Source organism: Flavobacterium phragmitis, from assembly GCF_900112575.1.
Classification (GTDB): domain Bacteria; phylum Bacteroidota; class Bacteroidia; order Flavobacteriales; family Flavobacteriaceae; genus Flavobacterium; species Flavobacterium phragmitis.
Genome location: NZ_FOMH01000004.1, coordinates 261,639 through 276,352, shown reverse-complemented (window position 1 = coordinate 276,352; position 14,714 = coordinate 261,639). Strand labels below are relative to the sequence as shown.

At 33.1% G+C, this 14,714-nt stretch carries 13 protein-coding genes and 1 tRNA gene; 6 read left to right on the top strand and 8 right to left on the bottom strand.

What is annotated here, in order from left to right; genetic code table 11:
- Positions 1-143: 143 nt before the first annotated feature.
- Positions 144-1,454: a ribosome biogenesis GTPase Der gene (gene der, locus BM289_RS09400; RefSeq protein ID WP_091492694.1), complete on the bottom strand. Its 1,311-nt coding sequence runs from the start codon at positions 1,452-1,454 to the stop codon at positions 144-146.
- Between the two features lie 279 nt (positions 1,455-1,733).
- Positions 1,734-2,615, bottom strand: coding sequence for a GTPase Era (era, locus tag BM289_RS09395; RefSeq protein ID WP_091492870.1), 882 nt, complete (start codon positions 2,613-2,615; stop codon positions 1,734-1,736).
- Positions 2,616-2,732: 117 nt separating this feature from the next.
- On the opposite strand from era, the gene BM289_RS09390 reads away from it, so the two are divergent.
- Positions 2,733-2,805: transfer RNA gene (locus BM289_RS09390), tRNA-Met, on the top strand.
- Positions 2,806-2,881: 76 nt separating this feature from the next.
- On the opposite strand, the gene BM289_RS09385 is transcribed toward BM289_RS09390, so the two are convergent.
- Entirely contained in the window at positions 2,882-4,360 is a 1,479-nt protein-coding gene (locus BM289_RS09385; protein ID WP_091492693.1) for a serine hydrolase domain-containing protein, read from the bottom strand.
- A gap of 357 nt (positions 4,361-4,717) precedes the next feature.
- Between BM289_RS09385 and BM289_RS09380 the strand changes: the two genes are divergently transcribed.
- Positions 4,718-6,280, top strand: coding sequence for a serine hydrolase (locus tag BM289_RS09380; protein ID WP_167365409.1), 1,563 nt, complete (start codon positions 4,718-4,720; stop codon positions 6,278-6,280).
- Between the two features lie 62 nt (positions 6,281-6,342).
- On the opposite strand, the gene BM289_RS09375 is transcribed toward BM289_RS09380, so the two are convergent.
- Entirely contained in the window at positions 6,343-6,948 is a 606-nt protein-coding gene (locus BM289_RS09375; RefSeq protein ID WP_091492691.1) for a hypothetical protein, read from the bottom strand.
- 295 nt (positions 6,949-7,243) lie between these two features.
- On the opposite strand from BM289_RS09375, the gene BM289_RS09370 reads away from it, so the two are divergent.
- Positions 7,244-8,338 (top strand): Ppx/GppA phosphatase family protein, encoded by a 1,095-nt coding sequence (locus tag BM289_RS09370; RefSeq protein WP_091492690.1) that lies wholly within the window; start codon positions 7,244-7,246, stop codon positions 8,336-8,338.
- A gap of 525 nt (positions 8,339-8,863) precedes the next feature.
- Here BM289_RS09370 and BM289_RS09365 read toward each other — a convergent pair.
- Positions 8,864-9,166 carry a hypothetical protein gene (locus BM289_RS09365; RefSeq protein ID WP_091492867.1) on the bottom strand — a complete coding sequence of 101 codons (303 nt, stop codon included), beginning with the start codon at positions 9,164-9,166 and terminating at the stop codon, positions 8,864-8,866.
- Between the two features lie 87 nt (positions 9,167-9,253).
- Here BM289_RS09365 and BM289_RS09360 point away from each other — a divergent pair, with 87 nt between their 5' ends.
- The gene (locus tag BM289_RS09360) at positions 9,254-9,466 is read left to right on the top strand and encodes a helix-turn-helix domain-containing protein (protein ID WP_091492688.1); all 213 of its coding nucleotides are present in this window, start codon (positions 9,254-9,256) and stop codon (positions 9,464-9,466) included.
- 11 nt (positions 9,467-9,477) lie between these two features.
- Here BM289_RS09360 and BM289_RS09355 read toward each other — a convergent pair whose 3' ends face one another.
- Together BM289_RS09355 and BM289_RS09350 are read right to left on the bottom strand one after the other, a co-directional pair.
- The gene (locus BM289_RS09355; protein WP_167365408.1) at positions 9,478-9,651 is read right to left on the bottom strand and encodes an Lrp/AsnC ligand binding domain-containing protein; all 174 of its coding nucleotides are present in this window, start codon (positions 9,649-9,651) and stop codon (positions 9,478-9,480) included.
- 128 nt (positions 9,652-9,779) lie between these two features.
- The gene (locus tag BM289_RS09350; RefSeq protein ID WP_091492686.1) at positions 9,780-10,025 is read right to left on the bottom strand and encodes a hypothetical protein; all 246 of its coding nucleotides are present in this window, start codon (positions 10,023-10,025) and stop codon (positions 9,780-9,782) included.
- A 308-nt stretch (positions 10,026-10,333) separates the two neighbouring features.
- Here BM289_RS09350 and BM289_RS09345 point away from each other — a divergent pair, with 308 nt between their 5' ends.
- Both BM289_RS09345 and BM289_RS09340 read left to right on the top strand, forming a co-directional pair.
- Positions 10,334-11,590, top strand: coding sequence for a putative DNA modification/repair radical SAM protein (locus tag BM289_RS09345; RefSeq protein WP_091492684.1), 1,257 nt, complete (start codon positions 10,334-10,336; stop codon positions 11,588-11,590).
- Positions 11,591-11,595: 5 nt separating this feature from the next.
- A complete protein-coding gene (locus BM289_RS09340; RefSeq protein WP_091492682.1) occupies positions 11,596-12,378 on the top strand; it encodes a TIGR03915 family putative DNA repair protein in 783 nt (260 codons plus the stop codon).
- Positions 12,379-12,771: 393 nt separating this feature from the next.
- Here the strand turns inward: BM289_RS09340 and BM289_RS09335 are convergent, their stop codons facing one another.
- Complete coding sequence (locus BM289_RS09335; RefSeq protein ID WP_091492680.1) at positions 12,772-14,238, bottom strand: glycoside hydrolase family 130 protein; 1,467 nt, start codon at positions 14,236-14,238, stop codon at positions 12,772-12,774.
- Between the last annotated feature and the right edge of the window lie 476 nt (positions 14,239-14,714).

Below are 14,714 nucleotides of genomic sequence, written 5' to 3'. Positions count from 1 at the left end.
TTTGGACAGTAAGACTTAAAAAAATGCAAAAGGTTTAATTGTGTTTTTCACATTTATTCAAATATAATGCCAATAAAAAATTAATCCTGTAATTATGTAGTCACCAAACATGAAAAAGTCCCCTATTCGGGGACTCATTTTTTTTATTTTTCTCTAATATAAATATCGATTGGAACTCCTGCAAAATCCCATTTCTCTCTAATTTTATTTTCCAGATATCGTTTATAAGGTTCTTTTACATATTGCGGTAAATTAGCAAAAAACACAAATTGCGGTGTCGGTGTTGGCAATTGCATGCAATATTTAATTTTTACATATTTTCCTTTTGTTGCTGGCGGCGGATAAGCCTCAATTACCTTCAACATATATTCGTTGAATTTTGAAGTAGAAATTCTTTGTTTTCTATTTTCAAAAACCTGAACTGTAGCTTCAAGTGCTTTCAATAAACGTTGTTTCGTTAAAGCCGAAACAAATAAAATTGGCACGTCTGTAAAAGGCATTAACTCTTTTTTGATTTTCTCTTCGTAATCACGAGTTGACATAGTGTCTTTTTCTACTAAATCCCATTTGTTTACTAAGATTACAACACCTTTACGGTTTTTCTCTGCTAGCCAGAAAATACTTTGATCTTGACCTTCAAATCCTCGAGTCGCGTCGATTACCAAAATACAGATATCTGCATGTTCGATAGCACGTACAGAACGCATTACAGAATAAAACTCTAAATCTTCTTTTACTTTTGCTTTACGACGAATACCAGCGGTATCAACCAAGTTGAATTCGAAACCAAAACGGTCAAATTTAGTATCAATAGCATCACGAGTTGTACCTGCAATGTCGGTTACAATATAACGGTCTTTACCAATCAAAGCATTGATAAAACTAGATTTCCCTGCATTTGGACGTCCTACAACAGCAAAACGAGGCAAATCTTCTTTAACCTCAACTTCCGGTTTTTCTGGGAAAGCTTCAATTAAAGCATCTAATAAATCCCCTGTTCCGCTTCCAGAAATACTTGCAAAAGTGTAATAATCGCCTAAACCAAGGTTGTAAAACTCCACTGCATCTTTTTCACGCATGGCATTATCTACCTTATTTACGGCCAATAAAACTGGTTTTGTTACTTTACGAAGTAATTTCGCAACAGTTTCATCCATTGGCGTAATTCCTTCTTCAACATCAACCACAAAAATAATAACATCGGCTTCGTCGATAGCAAGTTCTACCTGTTTACGAATTTCACCTTCAAAAACGTCATCAGACCCTCGAACGTATCCACCTGTATCAATGACAGAAAACTCTTTTCCGTTCCACTCGCTTTTACCATAGTTTCTATCACGGGTAACCCCAGATACTGAATCTACAATAGCTTCTCTTCTTTGTATCAGCCTATTGAAAAGGGTTGATTTCCCCACATTAGGTCTTCCTACTATCGCAACAATGTTATTACTCATTTTTTTGAATTTTAGATTTTAGACTTTAGATTTCAGATTCTTAGCTTCCTAAAAACCTAATCACTTGTAATCCAAAATGCTTTATTTAAATTTTTTGCAAAGGTAGTCTTTTTTAGTTTGCAGTCACAGTTTTAAGAATTCAGTTAAAAAAACTGGTAAAAACGTGGCCCTAAACCAAAGACGTACTACTTTTTTAGCAACTATTTATTGATATATTCTAGTTTACAATTTAGTTACAGTTTTAAGACTGAGACCGTAAACTGCGACTGAAAATTCTTTTTACTGATTATATCCGAATCTTTTCAGCATATTCGCATTACTTCTCCAGTTTTTGTTCACTTTTACGTAAAGCTCAATGTGAATTTGTTTTCCGAAGAATTTCTCTAAATCAGCACGAGCATCGGTCCCTACTTTTTTCAAAGCCGCACCTTTATGCCCGATAATGATTCCTTTTTGAGTGTCGCGCTCCACCATAATTACCGAACGGATTCTGATAATATTGTCGGTTTCATGAAATTCTTCTGTTACGATTTCCACCGCATACGGAATCTCTTTACTATAATTCAATAAGATTTTCTCACGAATTGTCTCGTTAACAAAGAAACGCTCTGGTTTGTCTGTTAATTGGTCTTTTGGATAATAAGCCGGAGATTCTGGCAATAATTCGATAATTCTTCCAAAAACTTCTGGAACATTAAAGTTCTGTAAAGCTGAGATTGGGAAAATTTCTGCATTCGGCACTTTTTCTTTCCAAAAAGTAACTTGTTGCTCTAACTGTTCCTGGTTCGAATTATCGATTTTATTTAAAAGTAATAAAACAGGGATTTTAGCATGAATGATTTTCTTAAAGAAATCTTCATCTTTAAGATCCTGCTCGCCTATTTCGACCATGTAGATTAAAATATCAGCATCTTCAAAAGCCGATTTTACAAAGTTCATCATCGATTCCTGCATTTCGTAGGCTGGTTTGATGATTCCAGGAGTATCAGACAATACCAACTGAAAGTCTTCTCCGTTTACGATTCCAAGAATTCTATGACGAGTAGTTTGTGCTTTTGATGTAATAATTGACAATCGCTCTCCAACGAAAGCATTCATCAATGTTGATTTTCCAACATTTGGATTTCCGATAATGTTTACAAAACCTGCTTTATGTGACATTTGCATAATATTTTAGTCTGCAAAGGTAATCATATCAAGTCAATACAGGAAATAAAACATTTTTTAAAGTTTTCGTTGCATTTCTAAAAAATCGGCGTATCTTTGCACCCGAAACATCGCGGGATAGAGCAGTAGGCAGCTCGTCGGGCTCATAACCCGAAGGTCACAGGTTCGAGTCCTGTTCCCGCTACTAACAAAAAAGCTTCAGAGAAATCTGAAGCTTTTTTTGTTTTCTAAACCTTGATTAAAACTTTTACATCTGGTAATTACAGCAATTCTTTCAATACTTTTTTACCATTTTCATTATCTGGATTTAATTCAACCGATTTTTGGTACATTTTAATCGCGTCCTCTTTTTTACCGCTTTGGAGCAATGCCTCTCCATAGCTATCATATATATTTGAACTGTTCGGAAAAAGTAATGTTGCCGAAGCAAATGTCAGTAAAGAATTGTCTGTTTTTTGAAGTCTAAGAAATTGATATCCCAATCTATTAAAATCTCTTTCTGATGCTTCGTACGTGTCTGGCTTTTTTAAATATCCTTCAATTAACTGATTTGCCTTTTCTTTATCCCCGCTTTCAAGCAGACTGCCATAGATTCTAGAAAGATTTTGCAAAGGCATTTTATAAGGCTTATGATCAATTAATTTCAAAACTTCATTGGCTGTAACAAAGACTGGACTTGCTGTATTGGACAGCAAAATAACAGTGTTGTTTCTAGTAATATTATGCATCAAAATTGATGTAAGCCCAGTATTGAGACCATCGTGAAAAACTATTTTTTCATTAGCATCATTAGTGTACATTGCCCAGCCTAAACCATAGACAATCTCTTTTTCATCCATTCGAAAAGAAGCCATTTTTCCATCATTAAGTTTTGCCGGTGTCAGCGCTTCTTCTAATTCTTTCTTGCCTAAAAGCTGATAACTAAATAATGCTTTTTGATACTTCTGTAAATCTAGAGCTGTACTTACAATGCCTCCAGGCCCATTAAAATTGCTTTTCTCATCTATTAAAAAAGTTTCTTTTAAGGTTTGAACATTGACTAGATGGGTTGAATAAAAGTTTGGATAAGCATACAATTCTACCTGATTTGGTCCTTTAAGCCTTCTATCCTTAGGAAGAAATGAATCTTTCATTTTAGCAGGAACGAAAATATTTTTTTTCAAATAATCTCTAAAACTAATTCCTGTTATTTTTTCTACTATCAAAGCTGCAAGGCAGTAATTAACATTATTATATTCCCATTTGTCTCCCGGAGCAAATGAAAGCGGTACTTTATTTTCAATTAACGCGGGTATAATATCTTCATTAGAAAAAGTTTTCTCTGGATTTTCTTTTATTGCATTATCAAACAGACGATAGTAGTGACTTACTCCAGAAGTATGGCTCAGCAGATGTCTAATACTAACATTGGGATAAGGAAAATCCTGAAGATATTTTTGGACAAGATCATCAATATTCAGTTTTCCTTTTTGTTTAAGCTGCAGTATTGCTGTCGCTGTAAACGTTTTTGATACTGATGCAATTGTAAATTGAGACTTTTCATTGATTTTTTCTTTCTTCTCGATATTAGCATATCCATAAAAATCAGAAAAAACAGTTTCTCCCGATTTAGAAATTAAAACACTGCCGTTAAAAAGATTATTTTTAACAAGGGTCGAAAAGAAATCTTTTATCTCTTGTCCTGAGATGGTACTTGTAAAAAGTAAAGCTGTAAAATAAAGAAAAATTTGTTTTTTCATTTTGATTGATTTGATTGATGATTGATTGATGATTGATTTTTAAACGAAAATAATGAAATATTATTCTTTCAGATTTAGATTCTGGTTATTTTATCAAAAGCTTTTTGAAATTATGCAAAAAATGAAATCGTAATCTTCTACAAACTGGTCAAATATTTGGATGTTACCAATACTAAGTAAAAACTTTAGAGAAATACACATTCCTTATGCTTTTACTTACTTGTAATTGCTTGAATCAATATTTCGATTAAAGATATTTCTTATATTCGTCATCACTAAATACCCTATCAGCTTATAATTTAAAAACATTGATACCCTTTTGAATTGTTTTTAGATAAGTCCAAAAATGAAATTAATATGAAAAAAATGAGAATTCGTTTCGCTTTATTACTTTTTATTTGTTTAGCCTCTTCGGCATCATTTGCTCAATTATCAACTGCAAAAATTGATTCTTTAATGCTAAATACGCTGCAAAGATTTAAAGTCGCCGGAGCATCAATTGCGGTGGTTAAAGACGGAAAAATAATTCACTCTAAAGGTTACGGAGTTAATTCTATCGAAACCAAAAAAGCAGTAGACGAATACACCAATTTTCAAATTGCATCCAATAGTAAAGCTTTTACAACAGCTGCTTTATCGATTTTAGAAGACGAAGGTAAATTGAAATGGACCGATAAGGTTAAAAATTATCTGCCTGAATTTAAAATGTATAACGATTATGTTACAGAGAATTTTAACATTCAGGATTTAGTAACACATCGCAGCGGACTTGGATTAGGTGTTGGCGATTTGATGTTTTTTCCCGACGGATCTAATTTTACAATACAAGATGTGACAAAAAGTTTTCAGCATTTCAAGCCTGTTTCTGCCTTTAGAACAAAATTTGACTATGATAATCTACTTTACATAATTGCTGGGGAAATAATCGCAAAAGTCAGCGGAATGCCTTATGAGCAATTTGTACAACAAAGAATTATAACTCCTTTGCAAATGAATCATACCTTTGTTGGAAGTCTGCTGAAAAACAAAACAAATCTTGCCGTTCCGCATTCTTCGGTATCTGGAACCATCAAAACAATCGAAGCTTATGATATTGGAATAGCAAGTGCTGCAGGAGGTATTTACTCCAACGTTGCCGACATGGCAAAATGGATGATTGTTCGATTAAATAAAGGCAAATATGACGAAGATCAAAAATCGTCTTTGTTCTCTTTAAAAAATCACGAAGAAATGTGGCGTCTGCATACTATTATGCCGGTAGATGCTGATCCGAGATACAATTCTCATTTTAATGGTTATGGTTTAGGATGGTTTTTATCGGATGCAAAAGGAAATCTTAAGGTAGAACATACAGGCGGTCTACCAGGAATGTTATCGAAAGTAACGCTATTTCCTGATTTAAACTTAGGAATTGTTATTCTAACGAATACTGAAAATGGTGGTGGCGGTCTTTTTACAGCAGTATCCAATACTATCGAGGACAGTTATTTGGGTATGGATGATTTTGGCTGGACAGATAAAGTAGCCCAATGGTTGGATGAAGATAAAACGGAAAGCGACGATGTAACCAAAAATGTCTGGAAAAAAGTCGCTTCTGCAAAAAATACTAAAATAAAAACTGAAGATTATATTGGCATTTATGAAGACCCTTGGTTTGGAAAAGCAGAAGTGTTTTTAAAAGACAAACAATTGTGGATCAAATGTCTTCGTTCTCCAAAACTAAATGGACCAATGGCTTTTTATAATGCCAATACATTTGCAGTAAAATGGGGATATCAAGCCATGAATTGTGATGCTCTTGTTCTATTTTCACTGGACGAAACAGGTAAAGCACAATCTATTAAAATGAAAGGTATTTCTCCAAACATGGATTTTAGTTTCGATTTTCAGGATTTGGATTTCAAAAGAGTAGAGAAATAGAAAACTTTTATCACTTTTAAGTTTCACCATAAAATCAGCTTCAGGGAAACCTGGAGCTTTTTTTATCTTAAACTGATTTCAATTTTAGAAATATAATCTTCATTTACATCCAAAACATTTGGTTTCAATTTTAAAATATCTTCTAAGAAAGCTTCGGTTCTATTAATATAGAATTCTACAACGGTATCGATTTGTTTATTGGCTACTAATTTCAAAGCATCAATTGTCAAAACCTGTTTCTTGAAATTTCCTAAAATAATTTCTCTTTGATACAACGATTTACTTAAAGTCTTGTCCAAATTCAATTCTTCTAGATTATTTGACCGAAAGAAAAATGGCTTCTCCAATTCATTTCTATTATTATAGTTTAGGGTTGCAAAAAAATCAGACTCTACTTTTACAATCGCAATATTCTTATCATAAATCTTGAATTTTGAAACAAAACTCAAATTAGCATCAGTAAAAATATGTTCTAAATCCAAAATTAGGATTGCATATAGATTAGATACATCAAATGTTTTAAAAAATGACTTTATATAATCTGTATCAAACACTTCAATAAAGACGTTATATTCTTTGCTACTTTTACTATTGGTTCTAATAAAAGGAATGTCTTTATCTGCTGCAATAAATTTTTGGGATATTATATTATATTTCAGTTTTTTCATGTTGTTTTAGGTATTTCTAATTGAAAAAATTAAAAACTGCATAGAAATAAAATCTAAATTAAAGATCATAAAGCACTTTGAATTTATGCTTTGTTAAATGCCTTTCTATAATTGCAAAACTTAACATTGTTTTCTTACTAACTGGCTTTTCATTAGTAAATGTTTTTTATAAATTTGCAATCCTGTAATGAAACCTAATATTTTCAATACAAAATTATGACTTTCACATAAATACCACAGAAAGACTTTACAATTTTTTAAAAACAAATTATATTACAATTACTAATTCAACACAATGATTAAAAAAAACAAACCCCAAGTTCTATTTTTTATTCTCTTCAATTTATTTTTCACTCTTAATTCATTTGCTCAAAAAAGTATTTACGCTGGAATTGAAATCGGAAGAAGAGCCATCAAAGTTTCTGTTATTGATGTAAGTAACATAAAAAAAGCCGATTACAAAATCCTTTCTTTCTGGACCGAAAGAATCCCTTTTGCAGATCACATTGGTGCTAACGGACAACTTACTCCAGAAGACATCAGTAAAACAAGTATTACAGTGGTCGATCAGTTGAAAAAAATCAGAACCGATTACAAAATGCTGGATGAAAACATCTTTATCGTTGCCGCTCCAGTTTTTGCTTCTGCCACTAATGTTGATGTTTTAAAAAATAAAATCGCTACTCTTACCAACAAAGAACTTGAAATTCTTGATGTTAACGAAGAAGCAAAAACATTGGTCAAAGGCGCAATTCCTCCTGTTGATTATGCTAATGCATTCCTTTTGGATATTGGTGCTCAAACTACTAAAGGCGGTTATATTGACGAACTTAAAGATAATAAATTAGAGTTTATTCCTTTAGAACTTAGTTTTGGAACGATGACGCTTACCGATGCTGTAGAAAAAACAGTAGTAAACAAAAGCCAAGCAAATGATATGTCTGCTTATCAGGAAAAATCGTTTGACTATAACACCATCTTACGCAAGAAAACACAAGAGTTATTTGCAGCAAATCCGCTTTTAATGAAAAAAGATAAATTGTATTTATCTGGCGGAGCAGTTTGGGCTTTTTCTACTCTTTATTATGATGAAAATGTTAAAGACCATTACATTCCTTTGACATTACAAGATGCTGTAGATTACGATGCAATCTTAAAAAATAACTTCGGTAAGTTTACCAACCTTGCAAAAACGAATAAGGAAGTCGCGAGAGTTTTAAACACGTACGATCAAAAATATCTTATTTCGGCAAACAACATTTTAATTGCTTGTCTGGAAAGTATTCCAAATTTAGCGACCAAGAAAGTCTATTTCGTGAAAGAAGGACAGGTAACTTGGCTGATCTCTTATATTGCAGAACGTTCTAAAAAAATTAATACTAATTTCTAAAAAGTATTGCTTTTACAAATCATCAAAGCTTCAGAGAAATCTGGAGCTTTTTTTATTAAATACATAATCTAATATTCAAAACATCAAGATTCGAAAAACAAGCATTAAAAAAAGTTTATTTTTCCTAATTAACACTAAAAACAACAAAATAGATAGTTTTGATTAGTTTATAATATTGGCGAAAATACTTTGAAAAAGTAAAAACACTTCTTAGTAATGAAACAGCTTTAAAAACAATTCAAACTATTCTACAAGGCAAGAGATTTTCTGAAAAGTATTAGACAAAAAAAAACGCTTTGGAAAAGCGAAATATTTATAGAAATAGTATTATTGTCGATAATAAAGCTCCAGCGGAGCGACATCTTTTTTACAATACCCATATGTTTCGCTCCGCTGGAGCTCTTTTACATTAACGTAATTAAATTTCTATAAATATTTAGCTCCGCTGGAGCTTTTCCTGATGAAATATTTTTTATTAATATTTTTCCTTGTCAAAAAAGCTATTCCTTCGAGACGACCTCTTTTTTATGCTCCTTGAACCAACATTTCCTGAACCAAATCCAGCAACTCCATTTCATCTGTTGGAAATAGATGTAACGCTTGTTCCAAAATTAATCCAACATCAATCATTTTGTTTTTACCGTAATCTTGTTCGAGTGCCAAAATACAAAGCCTTAGCATGTTGGTAATAACACTGCCAAGCTCTGAATAATTCAACATCTTGATTTCTGCACTAGGAGACTTTCCATCTTTTGGTTTTAGTGTATTTAAATATAATCCGGACAGCTTTTTTATCTCGTCTAGCTTTTTCACTTCATTCATTTCCATAAGATTATTTTTTACAGTTATCATAAATGATAACCAAGTAAGGCAAATATATAACAAAATTTGAATTATCATAAAAGATAATTTATTTTGAACAATACCATACAACAAAAAGTCGGAAAACGAATTCAGGAAATTAGAATTCAGAAAAATCTTTCTCAGCAAGATTTAGCATCAAAATGTAACTTTGAAAAAAGTAATATGTCTCGATTGGAAAAAGGAAATGTCAATGCAACGCTTTCAACTTTAGAAAAAGTATGTAACGCATTACAGATAGATTTTACTGAACTATTTAAATTCTAAATTTACTTCTCCTAAAAATGCAATTTAGTAGACTGCTTAATATAACTCATCACAAAAGAACTCTGCACTTTACTAATATTCGGAATATTAGATAATTTTCGAATAAAATCATTAAATGTTTCAGGATCTTTTACCACTACTTTCAAAACATGATCAAAGATTCCGCCCGTTACATAACCTCCCAAAGCCTTTATAAATTCACATTTTTAAGTTGCATTGTGCAAAAAAAAAGCAGATTGATTTCAACACTAATTTCACTAATCTGAATTCGTGTTAATTGGTTTAATTTGTGTTGATGCAAACGACAGCACTTTTAAGCAGCTTTCTTTACCCGTCGTTTGTTCTTTTCTAATAATTGTAGATGATTCTCGGCACACAGAATATTTTCTGTTGTGCCATTTTTTTGAATTTCAATCAGATAATGAAAATCTATTGGTTTGGAAGTAGATTTTATTATCAGCCCTTTTTTGAAATCCATTTTTCTTTCTATCACTTTTGCCTCATAAGACCTCCCACTCAATGCTGTGTAGGAGACATCTTGTCCTTTTACAAATTTCATCGTTTTAGCTATTCGGTTTATAAATATTCGCTAATACTAGTAAGTCTTTTTACAGATAAAAATCAATTGTTAAGGGGGATAACCGATTTTTTTTCTTACTGAGGCGCAATATAAAAAGTTTGCAAAACCTGAAAACACGTATTTATACCTGTTTTTGAATCTGGAAAAGTTAAAGTTTTAAAACTCTAATTTGGGACTGATTCAAATTTGGTACAATTTGGAACAGCTGTTTTCCAGTCATTTTTTGATCAATTGAGTAGTTTTGAGGGAATGAATTTTCATTTCCAAAACAAAAAATTAAGAGCAAAATGGTACACGAAAGGGTAATGGAGAAATTGGCAATCTTGGCGGATGCGGCCAAATATGATGTTTCCTGTTCTTCCAGTCAAAGCACCCGAAAGAACAAAGACAAAGGTTTGGGCGACACTGGAAACGGAATTTGTCACGCTTACACAGAAGACGGACGATGTGTTTCGCTCCTAAAAATTTTACTGACCAATCACTGTATTTTTGACTGTGCGTATTGTGTGAGCCGAAAAAGCAACGACATCAAACGTGCCGCTTTTACGGTTCAGGAAGTCGTAGATCTTACCATAGGTTTTTACCGAAGAAATTATATCGAAGGATTGTTTTTGAGTTCGGGTATTTTTGACAATGCCGATTTCACTATGGAGCGTCTGGTTCGAATTGTAAAAAAACTACGACTGGAAGAAAACTTCAATGGCTATATTCATTTAAAAGCCATTCCAGGTGCGAGTGAAGAACTTTTAAAAGAAGCCGGATTATATGCCGATCGTTTGAGCGTAAATGTAGAAATGCCCACAGAAAAAAGCCTAAAACTACTTGCGCCAGACAAAAATCACAAAGATGTGATTCAACCAATGGAATATCTTAAAAATGAAATTGTCGGTTATAAAGAAGAAAAGAAATCCAACTACAAAGCACCGCTATTTGCTCCTGCCGGACAAAGCACACAAATGGTGATTGGCGCCACGCAGGAAAATGATCTTGAAATTCTGGGAATGGCCAATTATTTCTACGACACTATGCAGATGAAACGGGTTTATTATTCTGGTTATGTTCCCATAAGTTATGACGACAGATTGCCTGCAATTGGAACTCCGGTTCCCATGATTCGGGAAAATCGTTTGTATCAGGCCGATTGGTTAATGCGTTTTTACGGATTTAACGTCAACGAAATTGTTGGTTTTGACCAGCCTAATCTGGATTTGGATATCGACCCAAAATTAGGATGGGCATTACGAAATCTAAATCAGTTTCCTGTTGATATTAATACTGCCGATCTAGAACTGATTCTGCGTATTCCGGGAATCGGAGTTTTGAGCGCTAAAAAAATTGTTGCGGCCAGAAAGTTTAAAAAATTACAGGCTACCGATTTACAAAAGTTAGGAATTGCATACAGTCGTTCCAAATATTTTCTAGCTTTTGCTTCTCCTTTTCAGCTTCAAAAAGACCTTACTTCTGCCCAAATAAAAGAGCATATTCTGAATTTTCAAAAGAGCAAATACCAAAATAATTTTTCCAATCAGCTGGCTTTATTTTAATCAAAATGACACAGATAATTTACGACGGAAGTTATGAAGGATGGCTTACAGCTGTTTTTGAAATCTATGAATACAAATTCAAAGATGTTGCTTTCGCGAAAGACGAAACTTCAAGTGCCTTGCTTTTTTCCAATAAACATTTTGTAAATACGGATCATTCAAAAGCCGATCGTGTTTTGAATGGTCTTCAAAAACACCTTTCCAACAGCGGATTTTCAAATTTGTATTATGCTTTTTTATCTGAAATGAATCAGATTGAAGAAACCCTGTTTCGATATGTACAATATGTGTTGGCAAGTCCAATTAATATCGAACAGGATTTCAGCAATACTACTGTTTTAAATGTGCAAAAAGCAACGCATTTAACAGGTAAAGAAAGTCACAGAATGAAAGCTTTTGTCCGTTTCAAACTGACAAAAGACAACTTGTATTATGCCATTGTAGAACCAGATTGCAATGTATTGCCTCTGATAGAAAATCATTTTAAAAATCGCTACGCCGACCAGCGCTGGCTGATTTATGACGCCAAACGAAAATACGGCATTTACTATGATCTCGAAAATGTATCAACAGTCGAAATACAGTTCGATGCCAACTCTTCTTCCTCTAAATTCCTGGCTGAAATATGCGATGAAAACGAAGAATTCTTTCAGCGTTTATGGCGTAATTATTTCAAAAGTGTCAATATAGAATCTCGTAAAAACACGAAGCTACACATTCAACACATGCCTAAAAGATATTGGAAGAATCTGACCGAAAAGATTCCTGATTTAAAAAGCAGAAAATGATTATTTATTGATCTTCATAAAAATCTATATAATCAGACGCGGATGATACCGATTCGCTAACGCGAAGACGCGGATTAAAACGGATTTTTTTCATCTATCTAATACAAATAAATAGTAAATCTGTTTTAATCCGCGTCTTTACGAAGTAAATCCGTTTTATCCGCGTCACAATATGCTTTAGTGAATTCTTAGTGGATAGTCATATTTATTTTAAACACCTAGAAAAATTCCCGATAGCTATCGGGATTGAAAATTAAAAAAAGGCATTTCACTAATTTAGATACACATAGTTTAGCTATATGTGGAAACTAGTTTCTTCCAATCTCTTTTTCGACACAATCCTAATCTATGTTTCTATGTGTTTAAAATGTTTTTTTATTCCTAAAAGCTTGTTTATTTACTTTTTCGAAGCGCATCCAGCAATTCAGCCAAATCAACAACTCCGTAAGTTGAACAATAATCCGAAACGGCATAAGGCAAAATCAAACTATTATTGTGAATTATCGCGCCGCAGGAATACACTACGTTGGGCACATAACCTTCACGTTCATCTTCCAATGGAGCCAGTAAAGGTTCTGTAAGTCTTCCTATTTCTTTGGACGGATCTTCCAAATCAAATAAAGAGGCACCAATGCAATAACGTCGCATTGTTCCTACTCCATGCGTAATTACCAACCAACCTTCTTCTGTCCAAAGCGGTGATCCGCAATTCCCGATTTGCGTTAATTCCCACGTAAAACGAGGCTCTTGCAACAAAACCGGTGTATTCCATTGTGTTGCTCTGTCAGAATACATAATGTAATTGTTTACACCATCTATTCGGGCCAACATGGCATATTTCCCTTTAATCTTTCTTGGAAACAAAGCCAGATTTTTGTTCTGCGCTCCTTCTCCATGAAGGGGCATTACTCTAAAACTATAAAAATCTTCGGTAGAAATTAATTTCGGTAAAATTGTATGTCCGTTATAAGCCGTATAAGTTGCCATGATACGAACAGAATCGTCATCATCTACAAAACGAACAAAACGCGCGTCTTCTATTCCACGGCTTTCAGAATCTGAAATTGGAAAAATAACACGCTCTGTAATATCCGAATCGTGTTTGAATTGTAAATCGTAAAATGAATTGGCCAGCCATAATATTTCCTGTAAAGCTGTTTTTCTTTCCTCTCTGATAGCTGGATCGCTCAGCGCTTCAGTAAGCAGATTTTTTAATACTGCAAACTCAAATTCCACTGGAAGATCATGCATAATTTGTTCAATATACTTATCTGTAGTATGCATTTCTGCCAATTTCGTTAAAAATCGTTCTTTATTAAATAAGGTCTTATGTTCGATTTCGGCCTTATCAATATGATTTCCGATTTTCATGATATGCAGATCATTGTTTCTATCGAGAATTCCTCTTCTAAAAACAATTGACGAAATATGTCCTTCGCCCGTAGCTCTGAACGAAATTACGACACGTTTTTCGCCAGCTTCCAATCCAGTCTGATCAAAATCTTCTACAATCGAAGGATTAAAAATCGCCGCCGATTCGATGGCATATTCCATGGTGCAATAAGAACCAATTAGCATTTTACGATCAAGAGACATGCCTTCATAATCAATTTTCATTTCCTCTATTATAGGTCTTATTCTTTCGCAATGTTTAAAGAAAACGGCAGAAATATTTCGATGACGTCTAGCGAACTCACGAAGTGTTTGTTCTAAAGTCTGTGATACTTGTTTTTCGTCGAGCATCATGATCCGAAGTACCATTTGCTGGGTTCTTTCGTGCCCATTCATAAAATATCGGGCGACAACTCTTCTGGAATCTGGTGTGAATTTTATGTTTTTTCGAACTACTGATACGCGCATAGTGGTATTTTTTAGAATATTTAATATAGGTGAATCATTATTCTATAACAAGTTAATCATTTTGTTAAAGAAAAAGGCTTAATTTTTATTAAACTTTAACTTTTAAGATGCTATTTATAAAGATTGTATTCTGCTAAATATTGCCTGAAAAATATTTAAAAGAGTTTCACGCAGATTTAAAAAGATTTTAGCAGATAAAAGCAGATTATCATAAACCCATCTAATTAATAGAAAAAAATTAAACACATAGAAACATAGTTATCCGTTACTCTAAAAAGGAGACAAAAAGAAACTAGTTTCTAACACATAGTTTGCTATATGTATTGATGCAAATGAAATGCCTTTCAGCTATTCCATAACTATCTTTCTATGTGTTTAAAAATAATTACTCCCAACTAATTATTATAATTAAATCTGCCTAAATCTGAAGAATCTGCGTGAAATAATTTAAAACGCAACCTTAAAAAACTTTTTTA

What these genes read in the sequence shown, in the direction of transcription:
- der (WP_091492694.1), bottom strand. Translation starts at nt 1,454, where the DNA reads ATGAGTAATAACATTGTTGCGATAGTAGGAAGACCTAATGTGGGGAAA.
- era (WP_091492870.1), bottom strand. Translation starts at nt 2,615, where the DNA reads ATGTCACATAAAGCAGGTTTTGTAAACATTATCGGAAATCCAAATGTT.
- BM289_RS09385 (WP_091492693.1), bottom strand. Translation starts at nt 4,360, where the DNA reads ATGAAAAAACAAATTTTTCTTTATTTTACAGCTTTACTTTTTACAAGT.
- BM289_RS09380 (WP_167365409.1), top strand. Translation starts at nt 4,718, where the DNA reads ATGAAAAAAATGAGAATTCGTTTCGCTTTATTACTTTTTATTTGTTTA.
- BM289_RS09375 (WP_091492691.1), bottom strand. Translation starts at nt 6,948, where the DNA reads ATGAAAAAACTGAAATATAATATAATATCCCAAAAATTTATTGCAGCA.
- BM289_RS09370 (WP_091492690.1), top strand. Translation starts at nt 7,244, where the DNA reads ATGATTAAAAAAAACAAACCCCAAGTTCTATTTTTTATTCTCTTCAAT.
- BM289_RS09365 (WP_091492867.1), bottom strand. Translation starts at nt 9,166, where the DNA reads ATGGAAATGAATGAAGTGAAAAAGCTAGACGAGATAAAAAAGCTGTCC.
- BM289_RS09350 (WP_091492686.1), bottom strand. Translation starts at nt 10,025, where the DNA reads ATGAAATTTGTAAAAGGACAAGATGTCTCCTACACAGCATTGAGTGGG.
- BM289_RS09345 (WP_091492684.1), top strand. Translation starts at nt 10,334, where the DNA reads ATGGTACACGAAAGGGTAATGGAGAAATTGGCAATCTTGGCGGATGCG.
- BM289_RS09340 (WP_091492682.1), top strand. Translation starts at nt 11,596, where the DNA reads ATGACACAGATAATTTACGACGGAAGTTATGAAGGATGGCTTACAGCT.
- BM289_RS09335 (WP_091492680.1), bottom strand. Translation starts at nt 14,238, where the DNA reads ATGCGCGTATCAGTAGTTCGAAAAAACATAAAATTCACACCAGATTCC.